This is a genomic window from Pseudomonas sp. W5-01 (assembly GCF_046540435.1).
Taxonomy (GTDB): domain Bacteria; phylum Pseudomonadota; class Gammaproteobacteria; order Pseudomonadales; family Pseudomonadaceae; genus Aquipseudomonas; species Aquipseudomonas graminis_B.
The window spans coordinates 556,266-572,865 of sequence record NZ_JAXCIP010000002.1; the positions used below are offsets into that span (position 1 = coordinate 556,266).

16 protein-coding genes are annotated in these 16,600 nt (G+C 60.6%); 4 read left to right on the forward strand and 12 right to left on the reverse strand.

Annotation, left to right across the window (positions count from 1 at the left end; translation table 11 throughout):
- Positions 1 to 4 precede the first annotated feature (4 nt).
- Positions 5 to 373 carry an Imm15 family immunity protein gene (locus tag SLW75_RS07890; protein WP_410934097.1) on the forward strand — a complete coding sequence of 123 codons (369 nt, stop codon included), beginning with the start codon at positions 5 to 7 and terminating at the stop codon, positions 371 to 373.
- Positions 374 to 554: 181 nt separating this feature from the next.
- Here SLW75_RS07890 and SLW75_RS07895 read toward each other — a convergent pair whose 3' ends face one another.
- On the reverse strand, positions 555 to 1,715 hold the full coding sequence (locus SLW75_RS07895) for a cysteine desulfurase family protein (RefSeq protein WP_410934098.1): 1,161 nt from the start codon (positions 1,713 to 1,715) through the stop codon (positions 555 to 557).
- A 206-nt stretch (positions 1,716 to 1,921) separates the two neighbouring features.
- On the opposite strand from SLW75_RS07895, the gene SLW75_RS07900 reads away from it, so the two are divergent.
- On the forward strand, positions 1,922 to 2,383 hold the full coding sequence (locus SLW75_RS07900; RefSeq protein WP_192130271.1) for an Lrp/AsnC family transcriptional regulator: 462 nt from the start codon (positions 1,922 to 1,924) through the stop codon (positions 2,381 to 2,383).
- Between the two features lie 96 nt (positions 2,384 to 2,479).
- Here SLW75_RS07900 and pcsA read toward each other — a convergent pair whose 3' ends face one another.
- Positions 2,480 to 3,199, reverse strand: a complete 720-nt coding sequence (gene pcsA, locus SLW75_RS07905) for a phosphatidylcholine synthase (protein ID WP_065988791.1) — start codon at positions 3,197 to 3,199, stop codon at positions 2,480 to 2,482.
- 286 nt (positions 3,200 to 3,485) lie between these two features.
- Here pcsA and SLW75_RS07910 point away from each other — a divergent pair, with 286 nt between their 5' ends.
- A complete protein-coding gene (locus SLW75_RS07910; protein ID WP_065988792.1) occupies positions 3,486 to 3,815 on the forward strand; it encodes a hypothetical protein in 330 nt (109 codons plus the stop codon).
- A 55-nt stretch (positions 3,816 to 3,870) separates the two neighbouring features.
- On the opposite strand, the gene SLW75_RS07915 is transcribed toward SLW75_RS07910, so the two are convergent.
- Both SLW75_RS07915 and SLW75_RS07920 read right to left on the reverse strand, forming a co-directional pair.
- Positions 3,871 to 5,865 carry a peptidase U32 family protein gene (locus SLW75_RS07915; RefSeq protein ID WP_410934099.1) on the reverse strand — a complete coding sequence of 665 codons (1,995 nt, stop codon included), beginning with the start codon at positions 5,863 to 5,865 and terminating at the stop codon, positions 3,871 to 3,873.
- 121 nt (positions 5,866 to 5,986) lie between these two features.
- Complete coding sequence (locus SLW75_RS07920) at positions 5,987 to 6,367, reverse strand: RidA family protein (RefSeq protein WP_192130274.1); 381 nt, start codon at positions 6,365 to 6,367, stop codon at positions 5,987 to 5,989.
- 444 nt (positions 6,368 to 6,811) lie between these two features.
- Here SLW75_RS07920 and SLW75_RS07925 point away from each other — a divergent pair, with 444 nt between their 5' ends.
- Positions 6,812 to 7,669 (forward strand): SDR family oxidoreductase, encoded by an 858-nt coding sequence (locus tag SLW75_RS07925; protein ID WP_192130275.1) that lies wholly within the window; start codon positions 6,812 to 6,814, stop codon positions 7,667 to 7,669.
- A gap of 82 nt (positions 7,670 to 7,751) precedes the next feature.
- Here SLW75_RS07925 and SLW75_RS07930 read toward each other — a convergent pair whose 3' ends face one another.
- The 8 genes from SLW75_RS07930 to SLW75_RS07965 form a co-directional block, all read right to left on the reverse strand.
- Complete coding sequence (locus SLW75_RS07930; protein ID WP_410928865.1) at positions 7,752 to 7,970, reverse strand: PLDc N-terminal domain-containing protein; 219 nt, start codon at positions 7,968 to 7,970, stop codon at positions 7,752 to 7,754.
- Positions 7,971 to 7,995: 25 nt separating this feature from the next.
- Complete coding sequence (locus SLW75_RS07935; protein WP_410934100.1) at positions 7,996 to 9,243, reverse strand: zinc-dependent alcohol dehydrogenase; 1,248 nt, start codon at positions 9,241 to 9,243, stop codon at positions 7,996 to 7,998.
- Between the two features lie 245 nt (positions 9,244 to 9,488).
- Entirely contained in the window at positions 9,489 to 12,173 is a 2,685-nt protein-coding gene (gene ligD, locus SLW75_RS07940) for a DNA ligase D (protein ID WP_410934101.1), read from the reverse strand.
- Positions 12,174 to 12,526: 353 nt separating this feature from the next.
- A complete protein-coding gene (locus SLW75_RS07945) occupies positions 12,527 to 12,769 on the reverse strand; it encodes a hypothetical protein (RefSeq protein WP_065988799.1) in 243 nt (80 codons plus the stop codon).
- Positions 12,770 to 12,904: 135 nt separating this feature from the next.
- Complete coding sequence (locus tag SLW75_RS07950) at positions 12,905 to 13,420, reverse strand: DUF4142 domain-containing protein (RefSeq protein ID WP_065988800.1); 516 nt, start codon at positions 13,418 to 13,420, stop codon at positions 12,905 to 12,907.
- 144 nt (positions 13,421 to 13,564) lie between these two features.
- Complete coding sequence (locus tag SLW75_RS07955; RefSeq protein WP_296308988.1) at positions 13,565 to 13,876, reverse strand: hypothetical protein; 312 nt, start codon at positions 13,874 to 13,876, stop codon at positions 13,565 to 13,567.
- On the reverse strand, positions 13,873 to 14,823 hold the full coding sequence (locus SLW75_RS07960) for a methyltransferase (RefSeq protein ID WP_410934375.1): 951 nt from the start codon (positions 14,821 to 14,823) through the stop codon (positions 13,873 to 13,875). The genes SLW75_RS07955 and SLW75_RS07960 overlap by 4 nt, the downstream gene beginning before the upstream one ends.
- A gap of 47 nt (positions 14,824 to 14,870) precedes the next feature.
- Entirely contained in the window at positions 14,871 to 16,226 is a 1,356-nt protein-coding gene (locus SLW75_RS07965) for an iron-containing redox enzyme family protein (RefSeq protein ID WP_410934102.1), read from the reverse strand.
- Between the last annotated feature and the right edge of the window lie 374 nt (positions 16,227 to 16,600).

Sequence of the window (16,600 nt, forward strand, 5' to 3'; positions counted from 1 at the left end):
AAAAATGAATTTGACGAAGCTATTCCGTAAAATAATCAGCAAAGAACCCTATAACGATTTAAGCGTTTTTTTCTCCGAATTCGAAAGTTTCGAAGAAATACCATTGGTCTCTAGGGATCACCGGCTAAAGATCTTAAAGAAAAGTGTAGGGAGCGACAAGAGTTCGGAATTTTTGATCAGCCTGGCATTTTTTCTTATTGGCTCGATTAGAGCGCTTTCAGCAACTGAAGATAGAGAGGATATATTTTTTGCAGTAAGTTTTCCTGACTTTGATCTGTTCGCAGAGCAGGGCGTACTGATGCCGCACATCTTCGTATATCCGGAGGCAGGTTCAACTGGGGTTAAAGGGGACGGATACCTTTTGAAACTTTAACCCCTTCCGCCATCGGGGACAGATTGATTTACGGTGAAGCGCTGTAAATAAATCAGTCCCCTTACGATCGTCTTTTGAACCTTTAACCCCTTCCGCTATCGGGGACAGATTAATTTACGGTGAAGCGCTGTAAATAAATCAGTCCCCTTATAATCGTCCCCTTACGATCAACCCACTTTCCTCACCAAAACGTCGTAGCCGGCGCAGTCAACTTCCCGGCAATCACTGCGATCGCCTTCTCCACATCACCCACCTCGGTATACCGCCCCAGGCTTAACCGCAAGCTGCTCCCGGCCTGGGCTTTACTCAGCCCCAACGCCAGCAACACGTGAGAAACGCTGCTGTTCGCGGAGTTACACGCCGAGGTCGAAGAAACCGCCAGTTCGCTCGCCAGGCTGGCAACGTTAAACCCCGGGCTGTCGATGCAGACGTTGAGCGTATGGGGAACGCGTTGTTGGGGATCGCCGTTCAGGCTCACGCCGTCCAAGCCGAGCAGGCCTTCGCGCAACTGCGCGGACAACGCACCGATGCGCGCGACTTCTTCGTCCATTTCGGCGCTGGCCAGTGCGTACGCCGCGCCCATGCCGACGATCTGGTGGGTGGCGAGGGTGCCGGAGCGGTAACCCTGTTCGTGGCCGCCGCCGTGCATCTGTGCTTCAAGCAGCGGCCTTGCCCGTTCGCCGATGTACAGAGCGCCAATGCCTTTCGGGCCGTAGGTTTTGTGCGCGGAGAAGGACATCAGGTCCACCGGCAATGCGCTCAGGTCGATCGCCAGTTTGCCAGCGCCCTGGGCGGCGTCGACGTGGAAGAGGGCCCCGTGCTCACGCACGATTTGGCCGATGGCCGAGATATCGGTGACGGTGCCCAGTTCGTTGTTGACCAGCATCAGCGACACCAACAGCGTGTCATCTCGCAGTGCGTGGCGCACGGCGTCGGGGTGAATCAGGCCGCGGCTGTCGGGTTCGAGCCAGGTCACCGGGCAACCGGCTTGCTCAAGCTGGCGAACGGTGTCGATGACGGCTTTGTGTTCGAGGGTGCTGGTGATGAGGTGGCGGCGGGCGCCATTGTTGGGGTTGAGCGCGATGCCCTTGATCGCCAGATTGTTGGACTCTGTCGCGCCTGAGGTCCAGACCAGGTCATCGGCACTGCAACCCACCAGTTCTGCAACCTGACGGCGCGCCAACTCCACGGACTGCCGGGCCTGATTGCCGTAGGCGTGGGAGCTGGATGCCGGGTTGCCGAATGTACCTTCGCGGCCGAGGCAGGTGACCATGGCCTGGATGACGCGGTCATCAACCGGGGTGGTGGCGGCGTAATCGAAATAACAAGGGAGTGTTTTCATGGGGAGTTCTGCGCTGTCCGTCGTGCCGAAAATACTACTAGCGTCAGGGTGAAAAAAAATTGATTCCTCAACGGAGATTTGCCCTCGGATTAGAATGAATTTCCATCAAAGGCTCATTGAAGGGAATATCATTTTATGAACTGGCCTTTCTGGCCTATCCTTATCGCTTCCCGGCATATGAATTTACCGAGGCCACCGCGCGTTCCATGGACAAATTCGACCAGGCCATCCTGAGCATTCTGCAGAACGACTGCACCCGCCCGATTGCAGAAATCGCCGACAGCGTCGGCCTCGGCAGCACCGCATGCTGGCGTCGCGTACAAAAGCTCGAAGAGCAGGGCATGATTCGCGGGCGGGTTGCGCTGCTTGACCCGGCGCAGTTGAACGTCGCGGTAACGGTGTTCGCCGCCATTCGAACCAATCAGCACAACGCCCAGTGGCTGGGTCGTTTCCATGATCTGATCGCCACGCTGCCCGAAGTGGTGGAATGCTATCGCATGGCCGGCGACACCGACTACATGCTGCGGATCGTAGTGCCGGACATCGCTGGCTACGATGCCGTTTACAAAAAGCTGATCCAGTTGTCGGGCATCACTGACATGAGTTCCAGCTTCGCCATGGAGCAGATCAAGTCCACGACCCAGCTGCCGTTGAGCTACACCCTGTAAACCCGCATCAGCACGCTTCATCCAAATTCTGCGCAAAAAAAACAGCCCTCCGAAGAGGGCTGCTTTTTTATGCGTCGAGGAAAGTCGTCTGTTGAATCAGACGCGGGCTTTGTCGATCCATTCCATGGACGTGCGCCAGATGCAGATCCCCAGGAAGTACGCTGACATGGCCAGCCACACGAACAGGGCCACCGATCCGTTGTACGGATGATTCATCACCAGCAGGAAGCTGCAGAAGAACCACACGGCAGTGACTGCGATGTTCAGGGGCATGAAGCGGCGGACGCGGAACGGGTGCAGGAACTTCATGCGCGTCACCGTCAGCAGCGCCAGGCAGATCACCGTGATGAAAGTCAGCCACGGCGCCGGAGAAAGGATGTAGACGCACAGGGCGACGACGTTCCAGGCGGCGGGGAAGCCCTGAAAGTAGTTGTCCTTGCTTTTCATTTCGACGTTGCAGAAACAGAACAGCGACGACACCAGGATGATCGAGGTGGTCAGCAGCAGGGTGTATTCAGGCAGCGGGATGTAGCGGTAGATGAACAGGGCGGGAATGAACACGTAGGTCAGGTAATCGATCACCAGGTCGAGCACCGAGCCGTCGAAGTGCGGCAGGACCGACTGCACGTTCAGCTTGCGCGCCAGGGAGCCGTCTACGCCATCGACGATCAGGGCGAAGCCCAGCCAGAGCAGGCACGCCTTGGGTTGGTTGTCGAACAGAGCAATGGTCGCGAGAAAGGCGAGCACCACGCCCGTGGCGGTAAAACCATGGGCGCCCCAGGCCTTGAGCCAGGCGATGCGTTGAATCGGAATCATGGACGGTCCTTCTGGAAATAAGCGGGTTCGGTCGGGTACAACAACGGTCGACGGAACCAGAGGTGCATCTATCGACCGGGGATCGGTCGATAAGGTTCATACGTAACCCCTACACGGTAGCAGGCGGCGCAGGCTTTCGTTACTCAAATGTGACGCCGTGCCGTGGAGCGCAGGGGTGCAGGTGTCATTGGTCGGCTGACAAACAAAAAAGGCAATATGCTGGCCCCGGTGGGCGCCGTACCTCGTCAGAATCCACGCCTGATCAGTCACTTAGGCAAGGAATCGCATGTCATTTCTCAAGACTCTACTGACCTTCTGCGTGCTCATAACGGTGACTTCCCAGGCCTTGGCGCGCAGTCCAAACAAGAACGAACGCGACCTCTGCACCTGGGGCGCGGGGATGGCCGGTACTGCTCAACAATACAAACTGTCCGGCCTGACGCTGTACGGCGCCCGCAAGAAGATGCAGGCCCAGCATTTCGCCCAGCAATGGATGCGCATGAGTGCCCTGGGCATTACCGAGCAGACTTACGACAGCCCTTCGAGGCTGCGGCCGGAAAGCGTCAAACAGGTGTATTACGAAGGCTGCATCAAGCACGAAGTCGCACGGCGCTGACTGACCGCGCTGCAGCCCTGGAGGTGCAGCGCGAGCAATCAACGCGATAGCAGGATCAGTGCGCCCCGCGCGGGATGGTCTTCAGCAGATCAGCAGGGCTGATATGCCCCACCACCTGAACGCCGCTGCCCGGCTGGGGCAGGCCCAGAATATGGCCTTTGATCTTTCCGATCACGTGCATTTCGCACGGCTTGCAATCGAACTTCAACGTCAGCACCTCATCGCCATGCACCAGTTGCATCGGCGCGACCTTGGTGCGCACGCCGGTCACGCCCTTGGCCTGCTTGGGGCACAGGTTGAAGGAGAAGCGCAGGCAGTGTTTGGTAATCATCACCGGCACTTCGCCTTTCTCTTCATGGGCCTCGTACGCGGCGTCGATCAACTGCACGCCGTGACGGTGATAGAAGTGCCGCGCCTTCTCGTTGTAAACGTTGGCCAGGAACGACAGGTGCGCCTCGGGGTAAACCGGCGGCGGCGACGTTTCCGGCTTGCGGGCACCGCGCGGGTGCGCCTGGATGCGAGCGGCGGTCAAGGTCTCGATGACTTCACGGCGCAACGCTTTGAGTTGCGAGTTCGGGATGAAGAACGCTTGCGGCGCGTCCAGCTCGATGGCAGTTGCGTGGTATTCGGTGGTGCCGAGCTGGCCGAGCAGATCGTGGAGCTGCTCCAGCGCCTGCTCCGGTTTATTGGCGACGCCAAACGGGCCGTTCAGCTCGACGCGAGCGCTGATGCCTTCCTCGCTGGTGGCGACCAGTTCCAGACGCTCTTCACGCAGGCGCGCCACCCATGACAGGCCGATGCGGCGTTCGGCCGAGGTCTTCTGCAAAGCCTGCTGCCAGTTGTGATCGAGGTTGCGACTGAGCGGATGGTTGGGCCGCAGTTGCAGGCCTTTTGGCATCTCGTTCGGCTCGACGCGGTAGCGGTAGCGCTTCTCGCCGTCTTCTTCGAACTCGCCTTTTGGCTCGGCGATGTTGGCGCGGAACCCCACCACTTCGCGCTTGACCAGCACATTGAGGCCGTCACCGTTGGACAGCGGCTCATGGGTCACCACCTGCAAGTCACGCTTGCCGACTTTCTCGACCACGCCGACCAGCAGGCCGGTGAAGGTCGGCGAATCGAACGCGCCGATGTCGACCTTGCGGTCGGTGACGAAATAGTCGGTGCTGCCCCGGTGGAAAGTCTTGTCCGGGTCCGGCAGGAAGAAGTGCGCGGTGCGGCCGCTGGAGGCGCGGGCCAGGTCCGGACGGTCTTCGAGGATCTCGTCCAGACGCTGACGGTAGTAGGCCGTGATGTTCTTCACATAGCCCATGTCCTTGTAGCGGCCTTCGATCTTGAACGAACGCACGCCGGCATCCACCAGTGCGCGCAGGTTGGCGCTCTGGTTGTTGTCTTTCATCGACAGCAGGTGCTTCTCGTAGGCAACCACGCGGCCCTGATCGTCTTTCAGCGTGTAGGGCAGACGGCAGGCCTGGGAGCAGTTGCCACGGTTGGCACTGCGCCCGGTGTGGGCGTGGGAAATATTGCACTGACCGGAGAAAGCTACGCACAGCGCGCCGTGAATGAAGAATTCGATGGCGGCATCGGTTTCGTCGGCGATGGCGCGGATTTCCTGGAGGTTCAGCTCACGGGCCAGCACCAGCTGCGAGAAGCCGGCCTGATCGAGAAAGCGTGCCCGCTCCATGGTGCGGATGTCGGTCTGGGTGCTGGCGTGCAGCTCGATGGGCGGAATGTCCAGCTCCATCACGCCGAGGTCCTGCACGATCAGCGCGTCGACGCCAGCGTCGTAGAGCTGATGGATCAGCTTGCGCGCCGGTTCAAGTTCGTTGTCATGAAGAATGGTGTTGATGGTGGTGAAGACGCGGGCGTGGTAACGGCGGGCGAACTCGACCAGTTGGGCGATCTCGCTGACGTCGTTGGCCGCGTTGTGGCGCGCGCCGAAGCTCGGGCCGCCAATGTAGATCGCGTCAGCGCCATGCAGAATGGCCTCGCGGGCAATGGCCACGTCGCGGGCAGGGCTGAGCAATTCCAGATGATGTTTGGGCAGAGACATATTTTTTAGTCGGCACGGTCACGGTCAAGGCGCGCATTGTAGCGGCGAAACGCCTGACCGGCACCCGTCTGCTGCCCGATGGCGCCCGCCTGTGGGGTGGGGGCGCCGGAAACCCGCGTGATCAGGCCTTGGCGGCCATCGCCGTGACTTCCACGCGCATGCCTTCGACGGCCAACGCGGCGACGCCCACTGCGGCGCGCACAGGCCAGGGTTTGGCGAAAAAGCGTGTGTAGACTTCGTTGAATGCGGCGCGATCGGCCATGTCGGTGAGGTAGATGGTCAGGTGCAGCACGCGGTCCATGGAACTGCCGGCCCGCTCCAGTGCCCCTTTCAACGCCTGCAACGTGCATTCGCTCTGCTCGACGATACCGCCCAGTTCCAGGCTGCCGTCGGCCCGGGTGGGGATCTGCGTGGAAACCAGCAGACCGCCGAAACCGGCGACGTCCGAGGAGATGGAATCCGCGTCAGGATCCGGCGTGAAGGTGATGTCGTGGTTGGCCATGGGCGTTCTCTTCTACGAGTGTGTGGATGACCGGCCAGGAACGGCCGACGGCCATGATGTCCGACTCGGAAGGGAAAAGGGAGGCTTGACAGCGTTGTGGCCGGCCGAGTGAGCAGGGGTCCGATCAGAAAATTCGTGCCAATGCGCCTGGGGCTGTCCACAAAAAGCGAGCCGCCGTCACGTTATCTCTGACGTGAAGGCGGCTCCGGGGGGGTTGTCAAATCGGCGGATTCAACGTCATTGAAACTAGCAGTGAGGTTAACCGTTAGCTAGCTATCATTTCGCAATACAGTGTTTCCGTTGCGGGAACAATCAACCCCGGCGCTGGAACATCTGGCAAATCGTCGAGCAGGGCCGCTGCAAAAAAACTCCGAACTCGTCCCCGGTCGTTCAGTCCACTTTTAACGCTGACCGTTTGGGTTGGAACATTTCAAGGAGAGCCCCATGACTGACTACCCGAAACCGCCGTTCAAGCCTCAACAGCAGCCTGTTCCTGGCGATCAGAGCCGAATGGACCCCTACCCGGACTGCGGCGAGACCCGCTACAAGGGCTCGGGCCGCATGAGCAACAAGATTGCGCTGATCACCGGCGGCGACAGCGGCATTGGCCGTGCAGTCGCTATCGCCTACGCCCGTGAAGGCGCTGACGTGGCGATTTCGTACCTCGATGAACATGAAGATGCCAAGGAAACCGCACGCTGGGTGGAGGAGGCGGGCCGTCAGTGCCTGCTGCTGCCGGGCGATCTGGCCGAGAAGGCGCAGTGCCTGGCCATCGTCGATGAAACGGTGAGGAAGTTCGGCCGCATCGACGTGCTGGTCAATAACGCCGCGTTCCAGATGTCCCACGCATCTCTTGAGGAAATCTCCGACGAGGAATGGGTGAAAACCTTCGATATCAACGTCACCGCGATGTTTCGCATCTGCAAGGCGGCGGTGCCCCACATGGCTGCGGGCAGTTCGATCATCAACACCAGTTCGGTCAATTCCGATTCGCCTAAGCCAACGCTGCTGCCGTACGCGGCCACCAAGGGCGCCATCGCCAACTTCACCGCTGGCCTGGCGCAGTTGCTCGGTGAGCGCGGCATTCGCGTGAACAGCGTCGCGCCCGGCCCGATCTGGACGCCGCTGATTGTGTCGACCATGACCGACGAAGACGTGAAAAGCTTCGGCGAGGAGACGCCACTTGGCCGTCCGGGTCAGCCGGTGGAGGTCGCACCGATCTACGTACTGCTGGGCTCCGACGAAGGCAGTTACATTTCGGGCACACGTTATGGGGTGACCGGCGGCAAGCCGATCCTGTAACTGATCATGGATGGACTGCTGCGTCGCGCCCAGGACTCGCGCCTGCTCGCCGCGCAGCAGAGGAGGCAGCCCTCGCAGCGCTTCAGCCCTTGCGGCGTACCCTGGACGTGGGGGCTCTGGCGATGCCCCGTGGCCCGGCGATGCCCCAGATGGCAACGCCGATCACTGGGAAAATGAAGATCAGCACCACCCAGCCGATTTTGGTCCAGGGCGATTCGGGGCCGCGCCAGACATTGGCGATGGCCCACACGTCGATCAGAAGGATGATGACCACCAGGGCGGCCGAGAACAGCGTGTCCATTTCATTGTCCTCGGTCCGCGCGGGATCACATGGCGGGGATGCCGGTAACCGTTGCAGTACCCGTTTCAGTTTCGGTCACGGATGCAGTCAAAGGGATGTCCGGGCTGCCTGGGGTCAGGATGACCTTGCGGCAGTCTTCCTGTTTCTTGTCGAAAATCTTGTAGCCCTCAGCGGCCTGCTCCAGAGACATGCGGTGGCTGATGATCGCTTCGGGCGCGAGACGGCCGGCTTCAATGTGTTCCAGCAATTCCGGCAGGTAGCGCTGCACGTGAGTCTGGCCCATTTTGAAGGTGAGGCCCTTGTCGAACGCATCGCCGAACAGGAAGCCGTGGATGAAACCGGCGTACACACCCGGCACGCTGACCACGCCGCCACGGCGCACGGCGGCGATGCACTGGCGCAAGGCCTTACCGCTGCTGCCTTCGATTTTCAGGTTGGTCAGAATGGTTTCGGTGGTGCTGCCTTTGGCTTCGAAACCCACCGCATCGACCACGCCGTCCACACCGCGCATGCCCTTGGTCTGACGAATGATGGTATCGGCCGGGTCGTCGTCTTCATCGAAGTTGATCGGGATCACGCCGTAGGTGGCCTGGGCGTACGCCAGCCGGTAAGCGTGATGGTCCACCATGAAGATCTGATCGGCGCCGAGCATCCGGGCCACGGCCGCAGCCATCAACCCCACAGGACCCGCGCCGTAGATGGCGATACTCGAACCCTGGCCGATGCCGGTGTTCAGGACCGCCTGGTAACCGGTGGGCAGGATGTCGGAGAGGAACAGCACCTTTTCGTCCGACAGCGTGCCAGGGACCTTGAACGGTCCGGTGTTGGCTTTCGGCACGCGCACGTATTCGGCCTGGCCGCCAGGGATGCCGCCGTACAAGTGGCTGAAGCCGAACAGCGCAGCCCCCGGTGGAATGGCCTTCTTGTTGATGATCGCGCCGCGACCGGTGTTGGTGGTTTCGCAGGCGGCGTACAGGTCCATGTTGCAGAAGAAGCATTCGCCGCAGGCAATGACGAAGGGAATGACAACCCGGTCGCCGCGCTGCACGGCGGTCACGGCTGAACCGGTGTCTTCGACGATGCCCATGAATTCGTGGCCGAAGATATCGCCGTGTTCGACGGTGGGGATTTTGCCGCGGTAGAGGTGCAGGTCGGAGCCGCAGATTGCGGTGGCGGTCACGCGCAGGATGATGTCGTCAGCCTGTTCGATGACCGGATCGGGGACGGTGTCAACTTTCACGTCATGGGCGCCGTGGTAGGTGAGTGCTCTCATTGTGGTTTTTCTCCGCGATTAATTAGGGGCAACTAAGTAGCGGAGCAGGCGGCGAGGGGTTTAGTTCAGGACTTTGCAGCGGTGGGGGATTAGCGGTGCGTTTGGTGCTGGTAGGACCGGCTTCAGCCGGGAAGAGGGCTGTGTAGACACCATCATCTTTGCAGTGTGGCTGCCGACCCTTTCCCGGCTGAAGCCGGTCCTGCTACTTCATCGCGGTGCTACAGGAAACCCGCGTCGGGGATGGGTTATTTAAGCCCGACCCGTTTGCGCATGTCGGGGGTGATGGTCTGGCGTGTTTTGCCCAGGTCCGCCCACGGGTCGCTGTCCAGTTCGGCGAGACGTTCGTGGACGGTGTTGATGTCCCAGGCGTTGGCGCCTTTGATCTCCAGCAGTTCTTCGCGATAGATCGGTACCGACACCGGCAGGCCCTCCCGGGTGCGCACCGAGTACGCGCAAATCGTGGTGGCGCCGAGCCCGTTGCGCAGGTAGTCGATGAAGATCTTGCCAATGCGGTTCTTCGGCCCGGCCACCGCCGAAAACCGCTCCGGCAGCAGCCTGGCGATGTGCTTGACGATGGCATGACTGAAATCCTTCACGGCGTCCCAGTCCGCTTTCGGCGTCAGCGGCACGACCACATGAATCCCCTTTCCGCCGCTGGTTTTCAAGAACGATTTGAGCCCCAGTTCATCCAGCACAGCGAGGGTCAGTTGCGTGGCTTCCACCATGGTTTTCCAGGGCAGCGCCGGATCGGGGTCGAGGTCAAGTATGAAGCGGTCCGGCCGCTCAAGGTTCGTGGCGACGGCGTTCCACGTGTGCAGCTCCATGGCACTCATCTGCACCGCACCGACCAGCGCTTCGATGTTGTTGATCAGCATCACAGGATGGCCGGTGTATTCCTTGCCCATGGTCTCGATGCCGGGGATGGCGAGGCGGTCGGCGTTTTTCTGAAAGAACAGCTCGCCGCCGATGCCCTCCGGTGCCCGCACCAGCGCCACCGGGCGTTGAGACAGTTGCGGCAGCAGCCATTCGGAAATGCGGATGTAGTAATCGGCGAGGTCGCGCTTGGTCGCGCCGCTGGTGGGATCGATCACTCGTTCGGGGTGGGTCAGGCGAATCTTGCCTGTTTGGGTGTCGGCGGCGTCGGACTCACGCGGACCTTCTTCGGCGTTGACAGGTTTGGATGCCTTCGCACGCTTACGCGGGGTCGCAGGTTTTGGCGTGTCTTCTGACCGCGCTTCTGGCACGTCTGACGCCTGCCCGGGCTTCGACGTTTGATCGGTTGAAGGCGCTGGCGCCGGTAGCTCCTCGGTGATCGACTCCGCAGGCTTGTCGGTGCGCAGGCCATGGAAAACAGCGTGCCGGACCGATCCGTCTTTGGTGATCTCGGCAAACGCCACTTCGGCCAGCAGCACTGGTTTGAGCCAGTGCACGCCCTTGGCTTCAATGCCGGTGGGCGGATTGACCACCGCAGCCTTCTTGCCGTGGAGCGGCGTGAGTTGGTCGTAGATCGTGCCCAATGTCGCTTCATTGAAACCGGTCCCGACCTTTCCGGCGTACCTCAGTTCGCCACTGTCGGCATCGTGCAAACCCAAGAGCAATGCGCCGAATTTGCTGCGCGCGCCCTTGGGATCGGTGTAGCCCACGACGACGAATTCCTGGCGGCGCTTGCACTTGAGCTTGATCCAGTCACCGCTGCGGCGCGACAGGTAAGGGCTGCCGGCGCGCTTGCCGATCAGGCCTTCCATTTTCATCTGGCAGGCGCTGTTGAGCAGGACTTCCGGCACTTCGGCGAAGTCTTCGGAATACCTGAGCACCTCGTCGTCGGTCCGTTCGAGCACCTTGGACAGCGCGGCGCGACGCTGTTCCAGCGGCACTTCGCGCAGGTCCATGCCGTTGAGAAAGGGCATGTCGAACAGGTAATAAATAATCTTGCCGCTGCGACCGGCCTCGAAGGCGTTCTGCAAGGCCTGGAAGTCGGGCACGCCTTCGTCGTTGGCGACGACCATCTCGCCGTCGAGCCAGGCCGATTCAAGGCCCAGCCCGGCGATGGCGTCGGCCTGGTGCGGCAGTTTGTGCGTCCAGTCATGGCCATTGCGGGTGAAGAGCTGCACGTTGCCCTCGGCGACTCGCGCCATGACCCGGTAGCCATCGAACTTGATCTCGTAGCGCCAGTCGCCCTCAGGCGCGGACTCCACCAGCGTGGCCAGTTCGGGCTTGATGAGATCCGGGATATCACCAGGTTCGGCGCCCACCAGTTGCGCCTTGGCGGATTTCTTCCGGGGGGCGGGGACTTTCTCTACCGCTTTGGGCTTGTCAGGCTTGGACGTTGCCGCCGTTTTGCTCCCGCGTTTTTTAGGAATCAGGGTGCGCTCGCTGAGCACGCTGTCGGGCAGTTCCCTGACCACGTCGTAATCGCTCTCCGGGCGGGCAAATTCGTCCTGGTGCTTGATCAGGAACCACTGCTCCTGCTTGCCGGGAATGTGCGTCTTGACCAGATTCCACACGCCGCCGAGCTTCTCGCCCTGCAGTTCAAATTTGAGTTTGCCCTTGGCGTAGGCCTCGGCAGGGTCGGTGAGGGGTGTCCACACGCCGCGGTCCCAGACGATGACGTCGCCGGCACCGTAATGCCCTTCGGGGATGCTGCCCTCGAAGGTGGCGTATTCGACCGGGTGATCTTCAACGTGCACCGCCAGGCGCTTGGCTGCCGGGTCCAGCGAGGGGCCCTTTGGCACGGCCCAGCTTTTCAGCGTGCCATCGATTTCGAGGCGGAAGTCGTAATGCAGGCGAGAGGCGTCATGCTTCTGGATGCAGAACTGCAGGGCATGGGCTGCTTTGTTGCTCGAAGCGCGTTTTTTCTTGGCGCTGCCTGACGGCTCGGGCGTCGCGTCGAAATCGCGCTTGCGGTTGTATTCGTCCAGTCCGGCACTCATGGAAATCCCTCAGCCTGCAGCCTGTGTCTGTTAAACGCAGAGTTCGCGGCGCGGGCGGAGTTCCGGTATCGGTTCGATCCTCGCCTGACACCCGCAACAATAACGGCGCCTGAACGGGCCAGTTCCCGGCTGAAGCCGGTCCCACAGGTGCAGCGCGGCTCAACAGCCGGACTGGCTTTAGCCGGGAAGGCGTCAAGTGGCACACCGTACAATATCCGCGCCCGAACGGGCCAGTTCCCGGCTGAAGCCGGTCCTACGTGTGCAGCGCGGTCTGTTAGTAGGACCCGCTTTAGCCGGGAAGGCGTCGGCCAAGACACTGCAAAATCGACGGCCTGGCATAGAGCGTAGACGCGCTATACAGCCCCACGCTGCTCCGTCGCTTCCGCCAGCATCGCCAGGGTCTGTTCCATGTCCACGATAGACGCTTCCAGCGTAGCAAAGCATTGAGCGATGCTCTGTTTATCGTCCACCGTCTGGTGGCCGGTCAGCTCGGTGACTTCGGCCAGTTCAAGCCGGAACAGTTCGTTAACGCTGCCGCGAAGTTCGTCCAGTTGATTGAGGACAACAGCCATTTGATTGCGGGTCGCATTGCTCATGTCGGGCCTCACGTTATAGGGGGGCAGGCGCGGATTGCTTGATCACACACTGACAGACATGAAAAAGGCAGGGTGTCTAAACCCTGCCTCCTTCAACTAAAGATTCGAATCAGCCCGTGACAGGCGTCCTCCGAACTATTTAGCAGCGTCACCGCCATGTGCTTTGGCCAAGGCCTTGGCGTGGGTCAGGTGCTCTTCCAGCTTCGGCAACGTAGCGGTCGCGAACGCTTTCAGATCAGCGTCTTTGCCTTCGGCGGCTTCTTTCTTGAACAGCTCGATGGTTTGTTCATGGGCGACAACCTGGTTGTTCGCATACGCCTGATCAAACGACTTCGAACTGCGCAGCTCAAGAATCATCGCTTTGGCTTTGTCCATGAGCATGGCGTTATCAGACACTTCCAGCTTCTTGGTGTCCGCAATGCCTTTCAGTTTGGTGTTGGCGGCCGTGTGATCTTTGACCATCATTTCCGCGAAGGCTTTCACATCAGCGGAAGTGCCTTTCTCCAGCGCGAGTTTACCGGCTTCAACTTCTGCCACACCTTTGGCGGATGCATCTTCCACGAAGTCGTCGTTGTCTTGGGCTGCAAAAGCGCCTTGGCTACCGATAGCCATCAACAATGCGAGTGCGGAAGTCTGAATAAGATTTGCCATAGTGAAGTTCCTCTTCTGTCCTTGACGTGGCTTGAGTGCCAGCAACTAATCCGACGCACTGATCACATTAATCGTTCAGAGAATTTCATAACCAGCTGCTGTCAGGTCGCCTGTGGAACGCCTCAAACCGTCCGCAACTCTGTGTCAGAACGATTCAAACCATTCCCGATAAGGCGTATTCACAGCCTTGAAGCGATTGAAGTCCGCCGCACCGTCCGACCACCAGACCGGACCGCGCTCGCCCAGTGCAATCTTCGCCGCATTGACCGAAGCGCGAGCCCCCTGGAGCGCGGCAGCGTCATCGGCGCGTTTGGCAGCTTTGACGGCCTGCCGCGCCTTCATCAGCGCATTGACCCACTGCTGGCGCTCTTCTTCGCCGAGGGCCGGGTTGCTGCAGCGCCACAGTTGGCCCTTGACGACGAAATAGCGACCGTCCGGCGTCGTTGGGTATTTCACTGAATCCGCGTCACCGTCAGCACCACGGCAGCGATGCGGTCAGCTTCCTGGTACGTGTCGGTTTCCAGCTCTTCACCGAACACGTCAGGGTCCATCTCGCGATAGGACCAGGCGAGATCAGGACGATCAACGAGTGCGCGCGCCTGCTCGAGGAACAGATCAACGCCGTCGACCGAGGGCGCGCCGGTGTACAGCAATACGCTGCCGCCCGGCGCCAGTCGCTCAATGGCTTGCGCCAGGATACGCACGGACAGCTCGGAGCCCAGTTGTTCGCCACCGTGGCGGTAAGCGCGTTCCTGGGTGTCCTTCATGTACGGCGGGTTGGCGACGATCAAGTCGAACTCCCCGGTGGTGCCCGCCAGGATGTCGCTGTGGTAAGCGACCACGTTGTCGGCCTGGGCCAGCGACGCGTTGACGGCAGTGAACCGCAGGGCAGTGGGGTTAATGTCAACCGCCAGCACACTCGCATCCCGTCGGGCACGGCCGATGAGGATCGCGCCGACGCCACTGCCACAGCCGATGTCGACGGCGGTACGAATCGGATGGGTCGAGGTGCGCAGGTGTTCTCCAATGGCCTGGGCAAAGCGATAGGTGTCGGGGCCGAAGAACACCGAATCGTGAGCCACGGTGGGGAAGGCGGAGTGGACGAACAGCAGGTCATCAAGGCTCGACCAACGCACTTCACTGACCCACATGCCGGCATGGGCCCGCAGCACACCCGCGGCAAGCAGTGCTTCGAGTTCGGCTTCGTCCAGCAATCCGCTTTCGAACGGGCGGCTCCAGCCGAAGACGTCGCGCAGGCTGCGGGCCTCGCGGTTCTGTTCACGGGCGTTGACCCGTTGATGGGTTAACGGCGTGACCGTGGTGAAACGATAGCCGCCGTCCTGCAGACGCTGTCCCAGTTGGAGCAGCGCGAGGTCGTGGCTTGCGTCGGTCATTTCCGGCATGTCCGGCACGGGCTGATCAAGGTTCGTTTCAAGCAGTGTCTGCTGGTTCATTGCGTCAGGCTTCCTTGCGCCAACTGGAGAGCATAGATTCGAGTGGCCGCCAGACCTTCAGGCGTTGAATGGGAATCGGGGGCGATCAGCTGGACCAGTCGCTCGAGCGGCAGAGACGGGGTATTGCGCGGCTGGCTGATGTCGGCCGCGGCCACCGGGCGACGGCGAAAGCGCGCGCGAAACGGATTGCTCTGCTCGGAGGCCTGCCAGTCACCGGCGATCCAGTCTTTCAGTAGCTGCATCTCATAGCCGCTGAACACACCGAACATCACGGCGCCGGGACCGTCGATCAGTTGCCAGAAGCGGCTGTCCTGCGGGTCTTGATTGCGCTTGATCCAGCCACGGTCCTCCAGCGCACCCAACAGCTGGCGACTCTGGCCAGGGGTGGCGAGCCAGTCGTTGATGGTCCGGCCTTCAAGGCGGCAGTAATCGGAATGCATGTGCTGGCCGAAGGTGCTTTTGGTCTCCAGCATCGAGACCACTTCTTCTTCCAGATCGAAGGCGCGGACGATGTCGGTCGAACCAATGCCCAGATCGTTGAGCAGGTAGCCTGCGCGCAGACGCTGGAGGAACTCATCCTTGCTGTCGTCGTTCGGCAACAGATCCAGCACGGCCTGCACCGCCTTATGGGCGTGGCCGGAGCTGGCGTTGTCGATGGTCACGTGCAAGGTGAAGTAATACGGGTCGATGCCCAGCTCACTCAGCTCGAAGGCAGTAATCAGCAGGTGCAGCGGCAGTTGTTCGTAGCCCAGGTTATAGCCCAACACTTCCGGCAGGAATTCGTCGCTCAAATGGCCGAGCCCCAGTTGAATGGCGCCTTGCAGATAGAGCGCATCGTCCAGTGGCGCGATGGGCGCGCAATCGTGTTCGGTGAGCAAATTGCGGTACAGCACGACGTGATTCAGCGCAGGCTCGCCGTCGCCCAGCTCTTCAAGGTAGGTACGGATCAAGCCGTGATAGCGCCAGTCGTTGGCATGCTTCACCGTGCCGTACAGCCAGGCGCCATCTACCAGCTTGCTCGGCGCAACACTTTGCAGAAAGAACAGCGCGTGAGCTTTGTTGGTGAAGAACTTCCTGGGCCCGCCGGCGCGGCGTTCCTCGAGATAGACGCCATACTGCTCGGCCACGGAATGGCTGTTACTGGCCACCCATGCCGACAGATCGTTGAGGTCAGCAGGCAGGTTTGACGGCAGCGTATTCGCTTTCTCCAGGTGCTCCTGGAGGAAGTCGCGAACGTTGTCCCGCTCGCTGTCCACCTGTCCGCGCAGCAGACGGGCGTATAGCGAATGGTGGGCGCCGTTGGATAGGTGCGCCGTGGCAGAACGCTCGGACAGTAGCTGTAAAGAGGTCATGGGTAGCCTGCTGACTTTTCTTGATATGTAGGTCAGAGGGAGGCAGTTCGCGAAAATTCCATCGAGTTGCAGGGCAGTCGATGATCGACAGCTGTCGGAGATGAATGGCGCATATTTCGATTCAATCGACGCCGCGTGGCCTGAAAATCGTACAGCGTGACCCGACCGCCGGGAGGGCAGCGACCGCAACAAGCCGGCTCCAACGGGGTTTGCGTCTGCCGCTGATGTCTACAATGGATCGTTGTAATCGTCTGCTTTTGGTGGGAGCGGCTTCAGCCGGGAAGAGGCCATTGAGTACGCACCGGATCTTGCGGTGAGGCATCTGACGTCTTCCCGGCTAAAGCCGGTCCTAAGAGGGATATGCGGTCGCGCCG

Bases quoted from the DNA above. Each gene is read 5' to 3' on its own strand.
- SLW75_RS07945 (WP_065988799.1), bottom strand. From the start codon at position 12,769: ATGAGCAATGCGACCCGCAATCAAATGGCTGTTGTCCTCAATCAACTG.
- SLW75_RS07925 (WP_192130275.1), top strand. From the start codon at position 6,812: ATGACTGACTACCCGAAACCGCCGTTCAAGCCTCAACAGCAGCCTGTT.
- SLW75_RS07950 (WP_065988800.1), bottom strand. From the start codon at position 13,420: ATGGCAAATCTTATTCAGACTTCCGCACTCGCATTGTTGATGGCTATC.
- SLW75_RS07890 (WP_410934097.1), top strand. From the start codon at position 5: ATGAATTTGACGAAGCTATTCCGTAAAATAATCAGCAAAGAACCCTAT.
- SLW75_RS07915 (WP_410934099.1), bottom strand. From the start codon at position 5,865: ATGTCTCTGCCCAAACATCATCTGGAATTGCTCAGCCCTGCCCGCGAC.
- SLW75_RS07935 (WP_410934100.1), bottom strand. From the start codon at position 9,243: ATGAGAGCACTCACCTACCACGGCGCCCATGACGTGAAAGTTGACACC.
- SLW75_RS07895 (WP_410934098.1), bottom strand. From the start codon at position 1,715: ATGAAAACACTCCCTTGTTATTTCGATTACGCCGCCACCACCCCGGTT.
- SLW75_RS07965 (WP_410934102.1), bottom strand. From the start codon at position 16,226: ATGACCTCTTTACAGCTACTGTCCGAGCGTTCTGCCACGGCGCACCTA.
- pcsA (WP_065988791.1), bottom strand. From the start codon at position 3,199: ATGATTCCGATTCAACGCATCGCCTGGCTCAAGGCCTGGGGCGCCCAT.
- ligD (WP_410934101.1), bottom strand. From the start codon at position 12,173: ATGAGTGCCGGACTGGACGAATACAACCGCAAGCGCGATTTCGACGCG.
- SLW75_RS07910 (WP_065988792.1), top strand. From the start codon at position 3,486: ATGTCATTTCTCAAGACTCTACTGACCTTCTGCGTGCTCATAACGGTG.
- SLW75_RS07960 (WP_410934375.1), bottom strand. From the start codon at position 14,823: ATGCCGGAAATGACCGACGCAAGCCACGACCTCGCGCTGCTCCAACTG.
- SLW75_RS07930 (WP_410928865.1), bottom strand. From the start codon at position 7,970: ATGGACACGCTGTTCTCGGCCGCCCTGGTGGTCATCATCCTTCTGATC.
- SLW75_RS07900 (WP_192130271.1), top strand. From the start codon at position 1,922: ATGGACAAATTCGACCAGGCCATCCTGAGCATTCTGCAGAACGACTGC.
- SLW75_RS07920 (WP_192130274.1), bottom strand. From the start codon at position 6,367: ATGGCCAACCACGACATCACCTTCACGCCGGATCCTGACGCGGATTCC.